General features: G+C 68.1%; 15 protein-coding genes and 1 pseudogene. 6 read left to right on the forward strand and 10 right to left on the reverse strand.

The window, feature by feature from the left end; translation table 11 throughout:
• Positions 1-42: 42 nt before the first annotated feature.
• Positions 43-1530 carry a flavin-containing monooxygenase gene (locus D5S18_RS03350; RefSeq protein WP_120037822.1) on the reverse strand — a complete coding sequence of 496 codons (1488 nt, stop codon included), beginning with the start codon at positions 1528-1530 and terminating at the stop codon, positions 43-45.
• 69 nt (positions 1531-1599) lie between these two features.
• Between D5S18_RS03350 and D5S18_RS03355 the strand changes: the two genes are divergently transcribed.
• The 5 genes and pseudogenes from D5S18_RS03355 to D5S18_RS03375 all read left to right on the forward strand — a co-directional run bounded on the left by D5S18_RS03355 (position 1600) and on the right by D5S18_RS03375 (position 7401).
• Positions 1600-2616 (forward strand): AraC family transcriptional regulator, encoded by a 1017-nt coding sequence (locus D5S18_RS03355; RefSeq protein WP_120037973.1) that lies wholly within the window; start codon positions 1600-1602, stop codon positions 2614-2616.
• Positions 2617-2724: 108 nt separating this feature from the next.
• Positions 2725-2994 (forward strand): annotated as a pseudogene (locus D5S18_RS36550) (metallophosphoesterase); the annotation flags it as partial.
• A 222-nt stretch (positions 2995-3216) separates the two neighbouring features.
• Positions 3217-6099 carry an AfsR/SARP family transcriptional regulator gene (locus D5S18_RS03365; RefSeq protein WP_120037824.1) on the forward strand — a complete coding sequence of 961 codons (2883 nt, stop codon included), beginning with the start codon at positions 3217-3219 and terminating at the stop codon, positions 6097-6099.
• A 493-nt stretch (positions 6100-6592) separates the two neighbouring features.
• On the forward strand, positions 6593-7141 hold the full coding sequence (locus D5S18_RS03370; RefSeq protein ID WP_120037826.1) for an RNA polymerase sigma factor: 549 nt from the start codon (positions 6593-6595) through the stop codon (positions 7139-7141).
• Positions 7138-7401 carry a hypothetical protein gene (locus D5S18_RS03375; protein ID WP_120037828.1) on the forward strand — a complete coding sequence of 88 codons (264 nt, stop codon included), beginning with the start codon at positions 7138-7140 and terminating at the stop codon, positions 7399-7401. The genes D5S18_RS03370 and D5S18_RS03375 overlap by 4 nt, the downstream gene beginning before the upstream one ends.
• Positions 7402-7434: 33 nt before the next feature.
• On the opposite strand, the gene D5S18_RS03380 is transcribed toward D5S18_RS03375, so the two are convergent.
• Positions 7435-8289, reverse strand: coding sequence for an AraC family transcriptional regulator (locus tag D5S18_RS03380; RefSeq protein WP_120037830.1), 855 nt, complete (start codon positions 8287-8289; stop codon positions 7435-7437).
• A 120-nt stretch (positions 8290-8409) separates the two neighbouring features.
• Between D5S18_RS03380 and D5S18_RS03385 the strand changes: the two genes are divergently transcribed.
• Complete coding sequence (locus tag D5S18_RS03385) at positions 8410-9213, forward strand: NAD(P)H-binding protein (RefSeq protein ID WP_203236559.1); 804 nt, start codon at positions 8410-8412, stop codon at positions 9211-9213.
• On the opposite strand, the gene D5S18_RS03390 is transcribed toward D5S18_RS03385, so the two are convergent.
• The 8 genes from D5S18_RS03390 to D5S18_RS03425 all read right to left on the reverse strand — a co-directional run bounded on the left by D5S18_RS03390 (position 9214) and on the right by D5S18_RS03425 (position 17034).
• A complete protein-coding gene (locus D5S18_RS03390; protein ID WP_120037834.1) occupies positions 9214-10227 on the reverse strand; it encodes a DUF418 domain-containing protein in 1014 nt (337 codons plus the stop codon). It lies immediately after the preceding gene.
• A 50-nt stretch (positions 10228-10277) separates the two neighbouring features.
• On the reverse strand, positions 10278-10718 hold the full coding sequence (locus D5S18_RS03395) for a hypothetical protein (RefSeq protein ID WP_147403839.1): 441 nt from the start codon (positions 10716-10718) through the stop codon (positions 10278-10280).
• A gap of 138 nt (positions 10719-10856) precedes the next feature.
• Complete coding sequence (locus D5S18_RS03400) at positions 10857-11813, reverse strand: MlaD family protein (protein WP_120037838.1); 957 nt, start codon at positions 11811-11813, stop codon at positions 10857-10859.
• Positions 11810-12865, reverse strand: coding sequence for an MlaD family protein (locus tag D5S18_RS03405; protein WP_239003500.1), 1056 nt, complete (start codon positions 12863-12865; stop codon positions 11810-11812). Before D5S18_RS03405 ends, D5S18_RS03400 begins: the two co-directional genes overlap by 4 nt.
• An 11-nt stretch (positions 12866-12876) precedes the next feature.
• Positions 12877-13980 (reverse strand): MlaD family protein, encoded by a 1104-nt coding sequence (locus D5S18_RS03410; RefSeq protein WP_120037977.1) that lies wholly within the window; start codon positions 13978-13980, stop codon positions 12877-12879.
• Positions 13980-15011, reverse strand: coding sequence for an MlaD family protein (locus D5S18_RS03415; RefSeq protein WP_239003501.1), 1032 nt, complete (start codon positions 15009-15011; stop codon positions 13980-13982). The genes D5S18_RS03410 and D5S18_RS03415 overlap by 1 nt, the downstream gene beginning before the upstream one ends.
• Entirely contained in the window at positions 15008-16012 is a 1005-nt protein-coding gene (locus D5S18_RS03420) for an MlaD family protein (RefSeq protein ID WP_120037842.1), read from the reverse strand. Before D5S18_RS03420 ends, D5S18_RS03415 begins: the two co-directional genes overlap by 4 nt.
• Entirely contained in the window at positions 16009-17034 is a 1026-nt protein-coding gene (locus D5S18_RS03425; protein WP_120037844.1) for an MlaD family protein, read from the reverse strand. The genes D5S18_RS03420 and D5S18_RS03425 overlap by 4 nt, the downstream gene beginning before the upstream one ends.
• Positions 17035-17036: the final 2 nt, after the last annotated feature.

Raw genomic sequence — 17036 nt, forward strand, 5'->3', positions numbered from 1 at the left:
GCAACCGTCCGAAGACCGCACACGGCCGCGGGTACGCCTCGTTCAGGCCACCGGCACGGGCTTCGCCACCGCCGACCGGGGTGTCGCCCGCAGCGTGCGCCCCAGATCGGTGTTCATGGTGGCGAGGGTGTCGAGCAGGTAGTTCTGCCGCATCCGCCACGGGGTGCGGGTGCCCTGCCGGGGGAACTGGTCGATGGCCCGCTGGATGTAGCCGGAGGCGAGGTCGAGCAGCGGCCGCTCGGTGATGGGACCTTCGGGCTGGGGGACGACGGCGGCGATTCCGTTGTGGTCCATGTAGTTCAGCACCCGGCACACCATCCGCGAGGTGAGATCCGAACGCAGCGTCCACGAGGCGTTGGTGTAGCCGACGCAGATGCCGAAGTTCGGCACGCCGGTGAGCATCGTGCCCTCCCAGACATATTGGTCGGACACCTTGACCGGGTCGCCGTCGACCCGCAGGGTGATCCCGCCGAAGGCGAGCATATCCAGACCGGTCGCGGTGATGATGACATCGGCCTCGAGGACCCGGCCCGACTTCAGTCGAATCCCTTCCGGCACAAAGGTTTCGATCTGATCGGTGACGACCTGCGCCTTGCCCTTCTTGATAGCCTTGAAGAAATCGGCGCCCGGAGCGGCGCACAGCCGCTGATCCCAGGGGTTGTATCGGGGTGTGAAGTGCTCGGCCACCAGCTTCTCATCGCCGAGGATGCGGGTTGTCTGCGCGGTCAACATTTTTCGCGCCGCCGCGGGCCAGTGTCGGCAGTACTGGTAGATGGCGATATTGGTCAGGATGTTCTTGCCGCGGATGAGCCGGTGCGCGAGGTTGGCGGGCAGTAGTTCGCGCAGTTTGTCGGCGGTCTTGTCCCGGCTGGGCACGGCGCTGATCCAGGTCGGCGAGCGTTGCAGCATGGTGACCATCGACGTGTCCTCGGCCATGGAGGGGAGCAGGGTGACGGCGGTGGCGCCGCTGCCGATCACCACGACCCGCTTGCCGGTGTAGTCCAGGTCCTCGGGCCAGAACTGGGGGTGCACGATCTGTCCGGAGAATGTTGCGGCGCCGGGAAATTCCGGTGTGTGACCGTGCTCGTAGTTGTAGTAGCCCGCGCAGGTGTAGAGGAATCCGCATTCGATTTCGCGGCGCTCGACCGCCCCTGACTCGTCGCCGACCTCCAAAGTCAGTGTCCAGCGGGCGGTTTCGCCGGACCAGTCGGCCGCGATGACCTTGGTCCGGTAGCGGATACTGCGGTCGATACCGTTCTCGGCGGCGGTCTCCTCGATATAGCGCAGGATCGCCGATCCGTCCGCGATGGCTTTTGCGTCGCGCCAGGGTTTGAAGGGGTAGCCGAGGGTGAACATATCGGAGTCCGAGCGAATGCCCGGATAGCGGAACAGATCCCAGGTGCCGCCCATATCCGGGCGATTCTCGAGTATGGCGTAGGACTTGCCGGGGCAGGTGGTTTGCAGGCGATAGGCGGCCCCGATCCCCGAGAGCCCCGCGCCGACGATCACCACATCGAGATATTCGGTCATGGCTCCAGTGTGCGAGGCGCGCGACCCGCATTCTTGACTTCACGCGACAACTATTTGATCCTGGACGACATGAGTGTCATCAGGTCGGCCGGACTGCGCGGATTCCGCGCGACCGTCGCGGAGCTCGGCGGCGACGCGGAGATGCTGGCCGCCGCGTGCGGACTCCCGGTGGCCGCCCTCGACGCCGACGACCTGCTGGTTCCCGACGCGCGAGTCGACGATGTCCTGGAATTGGCGGCCCGCACCCTGGACTGCCCGGATCTCGGCCTGCGCATCGCCCAGCGTCAGGATCTGGATATGCTCGGCCCGCTGGCGCTGGCCATCCGCAACTCCCCGACACTCGACGATGTCCTGGAATGCTCCACCCGCTACCTCTACCTGCACGCACGCTCCCTGCGCGTCACGGTCGAACCCGATCCCTATGGCGATCGCGGCGTGATCGCCATCCGGTACGGACTCACCCCCGGCCTGCGGCCGGAGGTTCAGAGTATGGATCTGGGAATCGCCTTCGTACACCACATGATTCAGCGTCTGGCGGGCGCACAGTACGGCTTGCGCTCGGTGGAATTGTCCTATCGCCCCTTGGCCCCGCTCGAACGCTATGAACAGTTCTACGGCGTCCCGGTGCGTATCGAACGCCCGAACACCGCGCTGCGTGTCCCGAAAACCCTGTCCAACCGCCCGCTCTCGGGTGGCAATGAGAAACTGCACCGACTGGCCATGGCCTTCCTCGCCCAGCAGGGCGGCGGCCCCGACGCCTCGCTCGCCCCGCAGGTGCGCGCCGCCGTGCAGCACCTCATCGGTACGGCGGCATCCGGAATCGACGCCGTGGCACGGCTTTTGAATCTGCACCCGCGCACCATGCAGCGCCGCTTGGCCGCCGAGGGCGCGAGCTTCGCCAATATCCTCAATGATGTGCGCCGCGACGCCGCGCACCGCTACCTCACCACCACCGACCTTCCCGTCAGCCAGATCGCCTCGCTGCTGGGTCTGTCCGAACAGGCGACCCTCACCCGCTCCTGTCGCCGCTGGTGGGGCGAGCCCCCCTCCGCCATCCGCCGCAAGTACGCATCGAACCAGGACTGAGGCTGCGCCGCATCTCCCAGCGAGGACCCTTCGACCCCGCTGGGAGATCACACGAGACATCTCGCGGCCGCGGCGCTCATCGCAGTGTCGCTCGCCCTCACCGCGTGCGCGGGCCAGATGCTGACCGAACTCGACACTGCGCATATCTTCACGGTGCCCGGCGAGCACGACTCCATCGATGACGCCGGGCAGAAGTATCGGGCCGCGTTCGGCGCGGGCACCCGCGGCGACGGCTGGTACAGCTTCGATATCGCGGGTATGCACCTCATCGGGTTGGTCAATACGCTGCCCGCCGGAAAGCTGCACGACGCCTTGGGTATTCGTGAGGTCACGTTCGTGCGCGGCACCGAGCCGCCGGCCGTCAAGGATTCGCCGCTGAAATAGTCGAGCGCACTCGCAGCAACCAGGGCCGTGGCACCGCGGGTGGCACGGCCCCAGTTATGTGACACCTCAACAGAATTTGCCTCGCACCGTGACGATTCGATCTACTGTCCAACCTTCCAACGCTGTCGGGACCGAATCATCATCGGATAGTCGGTGAATGAACGAGCCGGATAAACCGACACGACGTAGACTGCCGTTGTCCGGGAGGTCGGTGAGTTGCGATTCGTAGTTCTTGGCGAGGTGCGCGGTTGGCGCGGCGAGGCGCCGCTGGATCTCGGGCCGCCACAGCGGCGCGCGGTGTTGGCCGTGCTGTTGCTGCGCGTCGGAAAGACGGTCACCGCAGCCGAACTGGTCGAGGCCATCTGGGGTGAGCAACCGGTGCCGCGCGCGGTCGCCGCGCTGCGCACCCACGTCGCCCAGTTGCGTCGGGCACTCGAACCCGAGCGGGCCTCCCGTGGCCGCTCCGCCCTGCTGGTCTCCGTCGGCGACGGATACGCGCTGCGCATACCACCGGAATCGGTGGACCTCGCCGAGGTGGACCGACTGGTCGCCGCCGCGACCCAGTTGCGCGCCGAGGATCCGGACGCCGCCAGAAATGCGCTGGCCGAGGCGCTTTCGCTCTGGCGCGGCCCGGCACTGAGCGGCCTGCCCGGCCCCTTCGCCGAACGGCAGCGCTCCCGCCTCGAACAGTCGCGGCTGGCCATCACCGAGGATAGGCTCGCCCTCGATATCGAAATCGGCAGGGCCGCCGTCGCGGTCGCCGAACTCGGCCCGCTCATCGACGAACATCCGCTGCGGGAACGCTTTCGCGCCCTGCTCATGACCGCGCTCTACCACTGCGGGCGCCAAGCCGAGGCGCTGGAGGCCTACGCCGAGGCACGCCGCGCGCTGGTCGAGGGCATCGGCGTGGAACCCGGCCCGGAACTGGCCGCCGTGCACGAACAGATCCTGCGCGCCGAAATGCCGACACCCACGGCGCCACACCGGATCAGCACCCCGCCGCCCGCCCAATTGCCCCCCGATATCGCGGATTTCACCGGCCGCGAGGGCATGGTGCGCGCGCTGGCCGCCCAGCTCACCGATGGTGGTGGCGCGGTGGCCATCTCGGCCGTCGGCGGGATGGGCGGCGTCGGCAAGACCACACTGGCCCTGCACGTCGCGCATCGGGTGCGGCCGCACTTCCCGGACGGGCAACTGTATGTGAACCTGCACGGCGTCGATTCCGCGCCGACACCACCGCTGGACGCGGTCGGCGGGTTCCTGCGCGCGCTCGGGGTACCGGAGGGCGATATCCCGCCCACCGTCGACGAACGCACCGCCCAACTGCGCACCCGACTCTCGGGCAAGCGCATGCTGATGGTGCTCGACAATGCCCGTGACAGTGCGCAATTGACGCCCCTGCTGGCAGGCACGCCCGGCACGGCCGTACTCATCACCAGCCGCTCGGCCCTCATCGAGATGCCCGCCGTGCGGCGCACCCGCCTCGATGTGCTGGCCGCCGACGAGGCCCTCACCCTGCTGCGCCACATTCTCGGCGCGGAGCGCGTCGCCGCCGAGGCGCGGGCGGCGCGTGAGGTGGTCGAGCACTGCGGGTACCTGCCGCTCGCGGTGCGGATCGTCGGCGCGCGACTGGCGGTGCGCCCGCAGTGGACCATCGGTTCGTTCGCCGAACGACTCGCCGACGAGAAGAGTCGCCTCGCGCTGCTGCGGACCGGCGAGATCGGGGTCGAGGCCGCCTTTCACCTCGGCTACGGACAACTGAATCCCGAGCAGGCCAGGGCTTTTCGCACGCTTGCCATGGCCGATGTGCCGGATCTGCCCGTGGACGGTATCGCCGCCATGCTCGGCAGCCCGGTCGACGAGGCCGAGCAGGTCTGCGAATCCCTCGTTGATCTCAGTCTTTTGGAGACGCCCGCGCCGGGGCGCTACCGATTCCACGATCTGCTGCGGCTTTTCGCGCGCGGTCTGGCCGAGGAGGACGAATCCGACGTCCTGGTGCGGTTACTCGGGTACTACCTGGCCAGTGTGAAGAATCTGCTGAGCGTCATCGATTTCAGCAACACCACGCGGCTGCTGGTGGCGACACCGGTGCCGGGGCGGGCGTTCGCGAATGGTTCGGCGGGGCAGGCGTGGAACGACACCGAGCGGCCGGTGGTCATCGCGCTGCACAAGCAGGCGGCGCGGCTCGGCGGGCAGCCACTGGCGGTGGCGGCGGATATGGCCTGGGTGATGGCCGAACTGATGGATGTCGGCACCGCGGCACGCGAGTTGTCGCAGGCGCTGGAATCGCTGCTGCGCACCGCGATTCGCATCGGCAATCCGGCGGCCGAACGGAAGATCAGGGTGTCGGTCGCGGCCATTCTCCAAGTCGGGCTGGGTGAGGTCGCGCCCAGTGTGCGGCACCTGCGCGGGGTGGCCCAGCTACCGGTGCGCGACGATGCGGATCGGCGACTGTCCGTACTCACCGACATCCTCCTCGGCATCGCCGAACGCAGGCTCGGCCGGGTCGATGTCTCGCGCGCGCACTTCGACGCCGCGCTGCGCCTGGCACAGGTGCTCGGCGACCGATCGATGGAGGCGCTGCTGCTCGCACTGGTCACCCGAACCCATTGCGAGGCAGGCATGTACGACGATGCGGTCGATACCGCCGAGCGGGCCATCGCACTGGCCCGCGAGACCTCCAACCCGATCGCGCTCGGGTGGGCGCTGCACGAGTACGCCGCCACCATGTCCATGCGCGGCGAGCACGAACGCGCCATCGAACTCGGCGTCGAGGCGGTGCGAACGGCCGAGCACAACGGTGTTCGACTGTGGGAGGGGTGGGCGCGCACCCGACTGGCCCAGGTCCAGTTGCAGGCGGGCAATCTCGTCGCGGCCGAGGCGCAGGCCGCGCACGCCCTGGGATTGCTCACCAAGGCGGCCGACCCGATCGACCGCGCCCGCGCCATGGCGCTGCGCGCGGTGGTGCTCTCCCGCCGCGGTCTCATCGGCCCCGCCGAACGCGAATTCCGGGAGGCCGCCGAGATCTTCCAGCGCGCGGGTCTCACCCCACCCCACATCGGCAGCCTCTTCACCGCCGAACGCAAGACGGGCGTCTAAGCCCCGTCTACCCCCCTTCCGTTTATCCAACGATTATCGAACGCCGATTCACCCTGGACACCATGCAGACTCGGTGTGAGCGGTTGCACACCGAGGCGGGACAGGAGATCGGCCACAGGCGGACCCGAGACACGACGCGGAGCCGCCCGCGCGGTGCGTTCGAGGGGTGCGCAAACCGGCAGGCAATCTCCTGCCCACCCCAACTTCTGCGCCAAAAGTGCGTTCCGCCAGGCGGAACCGTCGAGCCCGGACCATCCCCTTCGGACCGGGCTCGACCGCCCTCGGCGGCTGACACTGCCGCGAGAATCGACCGCTCGCGGCGATTTCCGAACTCGGGTGAATCCTTCGGTGGGGTGAACACCTCTTGTCTATGTGCCGATGACAAGGTCGGCAGGCAACCCGGAGGTGGAAATGGTTACTGTTGGTATCGGCGTCGTCGTGGTCGCGCTGCTCGTGTGCACCTGCACGGTCGTCATGCGGCGGAGGCGTTCGCGTGAGTGAATCGACGTGGGCGAGCGAGCAATTGGTAGCGGCGGCGGTGGAGGGCGACGCGGGGTCCATCGCCGCACTGGTATCGGGCTCGTATCCGCATGTGCGGCGCTTCGCGCGCACCCTGTGCGCCTCACCGGAGGACGCCGAGGATGCCGCGCAGGAGGCGCTGATCGTGCTGTATCGCAAGATCGGCACGTTGCGCGCCACGGGGGCCTTGGCGGCGTGGATGTTCCGCATCGTCCGGCACGAATGTCTGCGGCGCGCGAAACTGCTGCGGGCGCCGCTGCAGGTAGCGCAGGCGCCGGCGACGCGCTCGGCCGAGGACGACGCACTGGGCCGGTGGGAGGCCGAGCGGATCGCGGCGGCCATCGCGACCCTGCCCACCGATCAGCGACAGGTGCTGATCATGCGGGATATCCAGGGTCTCGGCGGGCGCGTGGTCGCCGATGCCCTCGGTCTGAGCCTGGCCGCCATGAAGTCGCGGCTGCATCGCGCTCGCGCCGCCGTGCGCGGGTGCCTTCCCGAGATTTCCGAAAGGGATATGCCATGAACGATTTCGCGAGTGCTTCGCTGCCGCGCCATTTGGTGCGCGGCGTACTGGGATTCGGCGCGCTCATCGGGTCGGTCGCGCTGATACCGGTCGTGGGTCCGCTCAGCCTGCTGTTCGCGCCCGCGGGGATGGTCGCGTTGCGCGGCTGTCCGACCTGCTGGATCGTGGGTCTGCGGGCGACACTTTCGGCCGGTCGCCTGCGCCGCGAATGTGTGGACGGCCAATGCCGATTGGTCCGCACCGAGGCCGGTCGCCACTGAAACGGGCGCGGGATTCACGGCGAATGTGTCACCTCAGGCCGGCTGGGTGTAGGCGCTGGGACTGACGCCGCGCACCCGCTTGAACGCGGCGCTGAAGCCGAAGGCATCGGCGTAGCCGACCCTGGTGGCGACGGCCGATACGGTGGCGCCGGGCCTGGTGAGCAGGTCGGCGGCGATGGTCATGCGCCAATCGGTCAGGTAGGACAGCGGCGGTTCGCCGACCACGTCGGTGAACCGCTTGGCCAAGGTTGTCCGCGAAACTCCGGCCCGCGCGGCCAACGTGGCCAATGTCCATGGGGCATCGGGTGATTCGTGCATGGCCTGCAGCACGGGGCCGACCACCTCGTCGCCGAGCGCCCGGTACCAAGCCGGATCCTCGGCGTCGAACCAGGCCCGCAGCGTGCATACCAGCAACCAGTCGAGCAGCCGGTCCAGCACGATCTGACGGCCCGGATGCAGGCCCGCCAGTTGGGATTCCAGGAAATCGCGCATGGGGGCGCAGTCGCCGTTGTCGGGCACCACGAGCAGTGGCGGCAGCACCCGCGACAGTCTGCCCGGCACCTGCTGCCCGTAGCTGCCGACGAGCAGCACCGTATCCCCCTGCGGCATTTCGGCTTCCTCGCATACCGCATCGATGACGGGTCCCGCGCGATCCGGATCGTCGGTGAAGACGAAGGGTTGCGGCCCGAGCACCACGGCCGCCTCCCCCACCCGCAGCCGACGTCGTTCGTCGCCGGCCACCACCCACCCCTCGCCGCGCAGCGGCACGCAGAGCGTCAGCGCCGACTGCGCCCCGAGCCGCAGCGCGAAGGGCGCGGTCAGCGCGGATTTGCCGAATACCGCGCCCGCGGCGCGCACCCGGCTGAGCAGGTCGTCGAAGGGATCCACTCCAGCCACCTTAGGGGCTGCCTCGGAGTCCAATCAGGCGCCTACCCTTGCGGATCAACGGACATGCTTCGCGGACGCTCGTCGATGGTTCGGCGCGTTCCGGCGCGGTTGGCTGAAGGTATGACGATTCTGGTACTCGGTAGCACTGGCAAGACCGGACGGCGCGTGGTCGAGCGACTGCGCGAGAGCGGCGAGAAAGTGTTGGCCGCCTCTCGTTCCGGTGAGGTTCACTTCGACTGGTCCGATCCCGACACCTGGACCGCGCCGCTGGAGCAGGCCGACGCCGTCTATCTCGTCGCCCCCGAGGATCCGGCTCCGGTCGCCGATTTCGTGGCGCGAGCGAGCCGGATCCGCCGGTTCGTCGTACTGTCCGGACGCGGGATCGAGCAGGTGAGCGACCGATTCGGCCTGGCGATGACGGCCGCCGAAGTGGCGGTGCGCGAGAGCGACGCGGAGTGGACGATCCTGCGCGCCTCCAACTTCAATCAGAATTTCGACGAGTACGTATGGCATGAGGAGCTGCTGGCGGGCCGCTTCGCGCTGCCGATCGGCGCGGCCGGTGAGGCATTCGTCGATGTGAACGATGTCGCGGCGGTGGCGGCGGCGCTGCTCACCCGCGACGGGCATGCCGGGCAGATCTACGAGATCTCGGGTCCGCGCACGATGACCTTCCCCGGTGCGGTGGCCGATATCGCCGCCGCCTCCGGACGCGAGATCGCCTATGTCGAATTGACCCCCGACGCCTACCGGGCCGAATTGCTCGCCGCCGGTTGGCCGCAGGCCGCGGCCGAGGAGGTAATTGTCATGTTCGAGTTGCTGCGCACGGGCCGCAATGCCCCGCCCACCGATACCGTCGAGCGCGTATTGGGCCGTCCCGCCACGGATTTCGCCGACTATGTGGAAAGGGTCTGGCGCGCCCGGTAGTCACCAGCCGCGAGCGAGTCCACGCCGCTGCTGTTTGGTGAGCAGCGGCCGGACCGGCTGCCACCAGGTGACGCAGCGCAGCACCCATTCGAGCGGACCGTAGCGGAACCAGCGCAGCCACCAGTAGCTGAACGTCGTTTGCAACGCCACGATGGCGGCGGCCAAGCCGAGCAGCACCGCGTAGTGGGTCGAATCGCCCAGGCGCAGATAGGGTTCCGCCACGAGAATGAGTGCGGTGGCGGCGAGATAGTTGGTCAGGGCCATTCGACCGAGCGGGGCCAACAGATCGGTGAGCAGAGCGCCGAATTCGGTGCGCAGCAGTAGCGCCATTCCGGTGAGGTAGGCCAGTGCGCCGAGCAGCCCGGCGATAGCAGGCGCGGGGCTGCCCAACTGGAGGTACGGCGTGCGGTACTCCCAGACCGCCGCGGCGACGGCGGCGGGCAGGGCCAGCGCGAAAATCAGTCCGATGGGCCAGCGGCGCACGCCGAGATCATTGCTCAGGCCATAGCGTTCGGCGGCGAGTCCGAGCAGGAACAATCCGGGCACCAGGTCCAGCCCACCACTGAGAAGTAGTGGCACGCCGAGGGTGCCGAGCAGCCCGGCGACGAGCACAGCCCAGCGCGGCAGCCAGGTGGCGGGCAGCAGGATCACCAGGCCGACGATCGCGTACGGCAGCAACGCCTCACCGGGCTGGAACTGGTGGTGCGCGATACCGAGGACACCCAGCGCGGCCAAGCGCCGAGCGGCCACCAGCTTCGGGCGGTCGGTGCGCTGTCGCGCGTGTTCGAGGAACAGCGCGAAACTCAGCCCGAAAAGGAAGGAGAAGATCGGGAAGAAGCGCCCCTCGAACAGCAGCGACAGCGTCTGCCGCCAGGTGTCGAGCACGCCGGGCGCGCGGGTCGCGCGCATGGCAGTGATCTGCCAGATATTGACGACCAGGATCCCGCACAGCGCGAACCCCCGAACCGCGTCGAGTTCGTGGATGCGCGGGCGGTCCGCGACCAGGGGTCTCATGATCAACTACGGTAGGCGGCCGCGACCCCATTGATTCGCGGCGCGCGAGACTATTGGCGCGGCAGGCAAACCCAGCGCCCATCCGGGGCCACGGCCCATTCGGCGGGAACGTCGTCGTGCGAACAGTCGTCGCCGAGTTCGTGATCGCCGGGCGCGCCCGCGATCAGGCAGGCCCATTCGCCGCCGCGCAGCTCCCATTGGGCGGGCAGACCGTCGTGGGAGCAGTCGTCGCCGATACGGCGGGCGGGCACCGGCGGCGGAGCGAAACGGTTGGTCCACTGGGGCGAAACGGTGGTGCGGACGACGCGATTCGGGCTCGACGCGGGAGCGGCGCCGGGCGGATAGGTGCTCGCGATGACGGGTGCGGTGTCCTGACGCGCGCGCAGGGTCAGACCGATCGCGACCACCGCCGCAAGCACGGCGACGAGCACGGCCGCGATGGTCAGCATGCGGGTCGTGCCCGGATCGTCGGTCGCGCGCTGTTCGGTCATCGACTGCACCGCACAGCTGACACAGCAAGTTTGCCAATCACCTCGACAACTTAACCGCATCTCCGTCGCGACTGGTAATAGCGACAATCAGTTGATGGCTAAAAGTTTGCCAACTCGTTGTCTCTGCCCTGGTCGGCGCTACTTGACGGTGACCCGCACCTTCACCGCATCCTCGCCCGTCTGGGCCAGGGCCTGCGCGATCAGCGCGCTGATATCGATCTCCGGTCCGGTGGCGGTGAGCGAGTCGGTCAGCGGACGCAGACCCGGCAGCATCGACCTGACCTCGGGACCGACCTTGTCGAGCCGCTCGTTGACCTGCTGCAGGAAGGGCACCAACCCGTTCCCCTCCAGATACATCTGCGGGGTGTTGGGCTGATTCACCAAACGCCCGACGGCCTCGACCAACTCCTCGAGCGACGCGCCGAACCGCACCAGGTTGGGTGCGGCGGCCGAGGTGGCGGGTCCGGCCCAGGCGATATCGCCCGCCGCGTATTGAAAGCTGTTGAGCAGTTCCGCGATCCGAGGTGAGCGACTCATGATGGTGGCGGCCAGCAGATCGCCCGAGCGGGCCAGCCCCGGAATGGTGGACTGCGTGCCCGACAGCGCGCCACTGGCCGTATTCAGCAGCGAGCCGACCACTTTCGGATCGAGCTGATTCATGGTCCTGGTGACCAGCCGCGCCGCCTGCGGAATGGACAGCGGCGCGGTCACGGATCTGGTGTCGAGCCGCTGACCGTCCCGCAGATACGGCCCGCCTTGGGTTTTCGGCACGAACTGCACGTACGGCTCGCCGAGGGCGGACAGGTGCTCGATGGTGATGGTGGAGTCGGTCGGCAGGTGCTGCGCACCGTCGACCCGGAAACGCACCTCGACGCCCGCCGCGCTGTTGTCCACGGCGGTCACCTTGCCGACCGGGATACCGGTGAGCAGGATGGGCGAGCCGACGCCGAGTCCGCCCGAATCCTTCAGCACCATGGACGCATTGGTGTATTCGGCGAATGGGTCGGCGCGCACCACCCCGAAGGTGAGGTAGCTCGCGCCGAGCGCGGTGATGGCCGCGATCCCGCCCAGCGAGGCCAGTGAACCCAGTTTCATCGCACCGCTCCGATCATGCGCAGGGTCCGGACGATCTGCTCGATCCGGTCCGAATCCGAGAGTGAATCCGATTTGATCCCGGTGAGATTCACCTTCGGTCCGTGCTCGGTGAAGGGAATGATCTTGTCGCGCAAGAGTGCGACGAGCAGCGCCAGATTCGAGGGCTGCCGCAGGTCGATCTGCCCGCCGGTGACCAGGGGTCCGAAGGCCTGCAACGCACCGTCCCCGGACTGCAGCAGCGGCGCGAGCCAGGCCAGCGAGTCGCCGACCGGGCCGAGCGCGCCGAAGATCTTGGTGACGCCCTCGATGGAGTGCACCGCGCCGGTCACCTGCGCCACCGACCGGTCGCTCAGGATGCGATCCAGCTCGGGCCGAAGGTCGTGCAGCACTTCGGCATTGGTGCCCAGACCATCGAGCAGCCTGTCCACCTCGTCGAGGTGTGCCGCCAGATCCGCCGCGTCCGCGCCCATGACGCCCGCGATGCGGGCGGTCTCCTTGGGGTCCTGCGGCAGCACCGAATTGAATCGGGCCATGATGTCCTGGATCTGCCCGACCGCGCCGCCCTGGACGAACAGGGCCAGCGCCGACATCGTATCCTCCAGTTGCACCGGCGGTTTGGTGTGATCGATGCCGATGGTCGCGCCGGGCGCGAGCAACGATCCGAAGCCGCTGGGCGGGGTGCTCAGCGCGAGGTGGATATCGCCGAGCACCGTGTTCTGCCGCAACTCGGCCAGGGTGTTGGCGGGTAGACGCACCGAATCGGCGATCTCGACCTCCACCACCACATAGCCGCCGCGACCCGCCGGGGCCTGCGCGGCGGGGACTACTGTCACTTTGTCGACAGTGCCGACCTGCGCGCCATTGGCGATCACCTTCGCTCTGGCGGGCAGGTTGAGCACATTGGCGAATTCGATCCGCAGCTTGTAGGTCGATCCGGACACCGAGGTGCCCGGCACCGGGACCTCGGACGGGTCGAAGGCGCAACCGCCCGCCACCAGCCCACCCGCCACGGTCAGCGCGAGCAGCGTGTGCCGCAACGGTTTTCCAGCCATGGGAACTCTCCTCATCGCGCACCCGTCATTCCCAGCACCAACTGCGTGAGTTCGAGATCGACCATCCCGTCGGCGGATCCGACGCACCGCCCCGGTGCGGCGAGGTTCACCGCGGCGCAGACCGCGGCGGCGTTCTGCTCCGGAACCCGTACCCGCGGCGGGGAATAGGTCAGGCCGGGCGCACCGGTGCCCGGATCGGTGACGGTGCGGAAGGCATCGGTGAGCACCGGTGTCATGAGCACGATCTCGCGCAGCGATCCGACATTGGCGCGCAACAGCTTCACCAGCGGCACCGTGGCATCGAGCCCTTTGAGGATGGTGTCGCCGAACATCGTGGTCAGATCATTGAGCACCGGAAGCACCTGCCGCAGCGCGTCGAACAGTTCGGCGCCGGGGCCGAGCAGTTCGGTACTGGCCTGGTTCAGGGCCGGACCCATCCGCACCAGCATGGATTGCAGATCGCCCCAGTGCGCGGTCACCTTCTTCGAGACCTCGGAGAAGGTATCGAATATGCCCGCCAGATGGCCGATATCGGCATCGGGCTGATTCAGGGCCGAGCCGAGTTTCTGGATCAGGGCATTGATCTGCGGCCCGGTGCCCACTGTCGCCCGATCCAGCGAGTTCAGTCCCTTGGCCAGCGAATTGTCTTCCGCCGCACCGGATCCATTGAGCTGATCGGCCAATTGAGACAGGGCGGTGAGGGTTTCGGTGAGGCTCTTGGGCGTGAGCGTGTTGGTGATGCATTCGGCGCCGTCCCACGTCTTGCGTTCTTTACCGCTGGACAGCACGGCCAGACTGCGATCCGCCACCACGGTGTCGGAGACGGTGGTGGCCCCGGCATCGGCGTAGACGCGATATTTCGCGTCGACCTCGAAATCCACCCGCACCTCGCGGCCCTGGTTGCGCACCGAGGTCACACTGCCGACCGGGATTCCGCGCATGGTGACCTGATTGCCCGGATACAACCCGATGCTGTCGGACATCATCGCGCAATACGCCTGCGTCTTCTTCCACGGATCGAACACCACGAAATAGCCCGCCACCGCGAGCGCGACGATCACCGCCGCCCCGGCCAGTGACATGAACGCCTGCGAACCCAGCATTCGCTTGAGCATCAGCACGCCTTTCCGGGCAGCGGCACGCACACGCCCGCCGGAGCGGGCACGGTCTGTGCCGACTGATCGATCACCACGCCGCCGTCGGGAATCACCCACTGGCGCAACTTGTCCTGGAGGCCGTGCACCGAACCGACGAGGGATTCCAGTTGCTGCCCGAGGTCGTCGAGGCGCGGCAGTTGACCGGCGAGCTGCTGGGCCAGCGGCTTCAACTTGGCGTCCCAGGCGGGCGCGAGCGCGGCCACCCGCTGCACCACGCTGCTGAGCAGACCGACGGCCTCCCGCATTTCGGCGCGCTTGTCCAGCAGGACGGTCTCGAGCAGGTTGGCGTTGTCCATCAGTCGGCCGAGATCGGTCTTCGCGCCGTTGTAGAGGGCGATGTACTCATCGGCGACCGAGAGGGCATTGGAGACCTGGGTCCGCTGACGATTGATGGCGTCAACGTAGCGATCGAGGGTGTCCAGTGTGGTGCGCAGACTCTCCGGGGCCTTGGTCAGCGAATCGTCCAGCGCGGCCAGGTTTTTGCGCAGCGTCGCGCCGTCGGTGGCGGCGATGGGCGCGGTGGCGTCCTGGAAGGTCTGGATCAGGCTGTAGGGCAGGCGCACCCGGTCCGGCGGAATCGCCTTGCGGCCCAGCGGTTTCGTCCCCGCCGGGAACAGTGCGACATAGTGTCCGCCGACGATGGTGAGCATCCGCACGTCCAACGAGGTCTGATCGCCGAGGAACACATCGGAGTCCACGGTGAAGGTCATCAGCACCCGATCCGGTTTCAGATCGAGCGATTTCACCGATCCCACCGAGACGCCCGCCAGGCGCACATCGTCGCCGGAGCGCACCGACTGCGCCTCGGACAGTTCGGCTGTGTAGGTCTTCTTGCCGAAAGGCACCACGTAAACCACGGCGGCGGCGGTCAATCCGAGCACCACCAGCACCGCGCCGACAATGCCGAGCCGAATCTCCCTGCGGCGCTTGGTCGGCTCGTCCATGACCGGCCGATCGCCGAACCAGTTGCGCACTCTCAGCCCCCTCACGCGTTGCACAGCGTCACCTGCTGACCGGCGATCAGCACCCGCAGCGGCGCGGGCGCGTTCGCTGTTCCCTTGCCGCACTCCGGTTTCCAGCCCGCCACCGCGCGCGGCACCGAGGCGTCGATCGCGCTCAACAAACCGGGCAGCCGCCCGAACACCTCGACGGCCTGTTTGGGATCCGGGAAAAGCGCGCGAATCGCGGCATCAACGTCCTGGCCGCCGTCGGTGTCCAGTCCGATGGTGCTCAGCAACCGATCGAGGGGACCGAGCACCGAGGGCGCGCTCATGGCGAATTCGGCCAGGCCGCCGATATTCTGTTGCAGCGCCTGGAAGACGTCGGTGAGCCGGGCCAGCAGCGGCACCAGATAGTGCACCCGCCCGCCGACCCGATCGGCGATCTCCGACATATTCCGCACCAGCGTGCCGATGACGGCCTGCCGGTCGCCGACATAGGCGCTGAGCTTCCCGATGGCGTCCAGCGCCGGACCGAGTCCGGTGCCATCGCCCTCCAACACCGCGAGCATGCTCTGGGTGAACTGGTTCACCGTCTCCGGCGAGAGGGTGGCCAGCACCGGCCGCAACCCGTTGAACAGGCTCGTCACATCGAAGGACGGCACGGTCATCTTGGCCTCGACCCTGGCATTCGCCGCGAGGCGGGTGCCCGGATTCGGCTGCTGCTGCAGGTCGATATACCGCTGGCCCGTGAGGTTCTGGTACCGGATGGCCAGGGTGCTGTTGTCGTAGATCGGCGTCGCGGTCTTGACGGTGAGATGCACCTTCGCCTTGTCGCCTTCGAGCGAGACGCCCTCGACCTTGCCGACCTGCACCCCGAACATGCGCACATCGTCGCCGACCTTCAAACCGTTGGCGTCGGTGAAGATCGCGTCGTGCGCCTCGGTATCGCCGGAGACGGGCCGTTTGATCGCGGTGAGCACCAGCGCCAGCACCACCAGCATGACCGCGGCGAACAGTCCCAGCCGCCAGGCCGCGCCACGCACCGTCATCGCTCACCTCCCGCAGGGGCAGGACCCGACGGCGCCCCGCGCACATCCGCCTCGACATTGAGCATCGGACCGTTCGGCGTATCCGGCATGGCCGCCCGCAGCCGCTCCAGCAGGGCGCGCAGTTCGGCCGCCGTCTGCTGCGGGTGCGGCACCATCGGCGCGAGCGCGCTCAGCACGGGGGCCAACTCGTTCGCGCCGTCGCCGAAGTACTTGCCCGCCGTGCCCGCGGTATCGGCCAGACCGGGCAACAACTGGTCGGTCACCGCCGAGACACCCGAATCGTAGTGTGCCCGATCGCCTTTCAGGACGGCGATGGAGTTGATCCGATCGAGGATCTGGATCACCGCGCCCGCGAACTTACCGCCGCCGTCGAAGGCGGGGCCGAGCCGCCCGACCAGTTCCGAAGCGGGCATGTTCTGGTTGTCGGCGACGGTGCGCGCCACCGTGATCAGCGCCTGCACCAGCGGGGTGAACGCCTGGAAATCCGCCGACACCTGGGCGATCACCTGCGCCATCTGCGGCGACAGCACCGAAGCACCCACCTGGGACAGGCTGCGCAGGATGCTGCCCATGGTGGCGTCGTAGATATCGCCCGCCCGCGGGCCGGTCAGATCGATGACCTGGTCGGCCTGCAGCGGTCGACCGCCGGGGCCGCGCCGCAGTTCCAGTTCGCTGATGCCGAACAGGTTGGCGGGCGCGTAGTCGACCCGCAGGCTGTCATCGATGCCGAACAGCCGGGCCGGGTCCAGCCGCAGCGTGATTCGCTGCGTGCCGCGCTCGTCGGGCGCGATATCGGCCACCGACCCCACCAGCACACCGTCCAGGCGCACCTGCGTCCCGCTCACCACACCGTCACCGATCTCCTCGGTGTGCAGGGCGATGGACAGACCGTCCTCCCCGCGCACCGTGCGGTAGAGCAGTGTCGCCGCCGCCACGGCGAGGACGAGAAGAACGATGAGCCCGCCGGTCAGCCGCGCACCGCGGCGGTCGGCGGCGACTCCGGGCAATCCGTAATTCGGCATCC

Origin of the sequence: Nocardia panacis (assembly GCF_003598715.1) — a bacterium.
In the GTDB taxonomy this organism is placed as follows: domain Bacteria; phylum Actinomycetota; class Actinomycetes; order Mycobacteriales; family Mycobacteriaceae; genus Nocardia; species Nocardia panacis.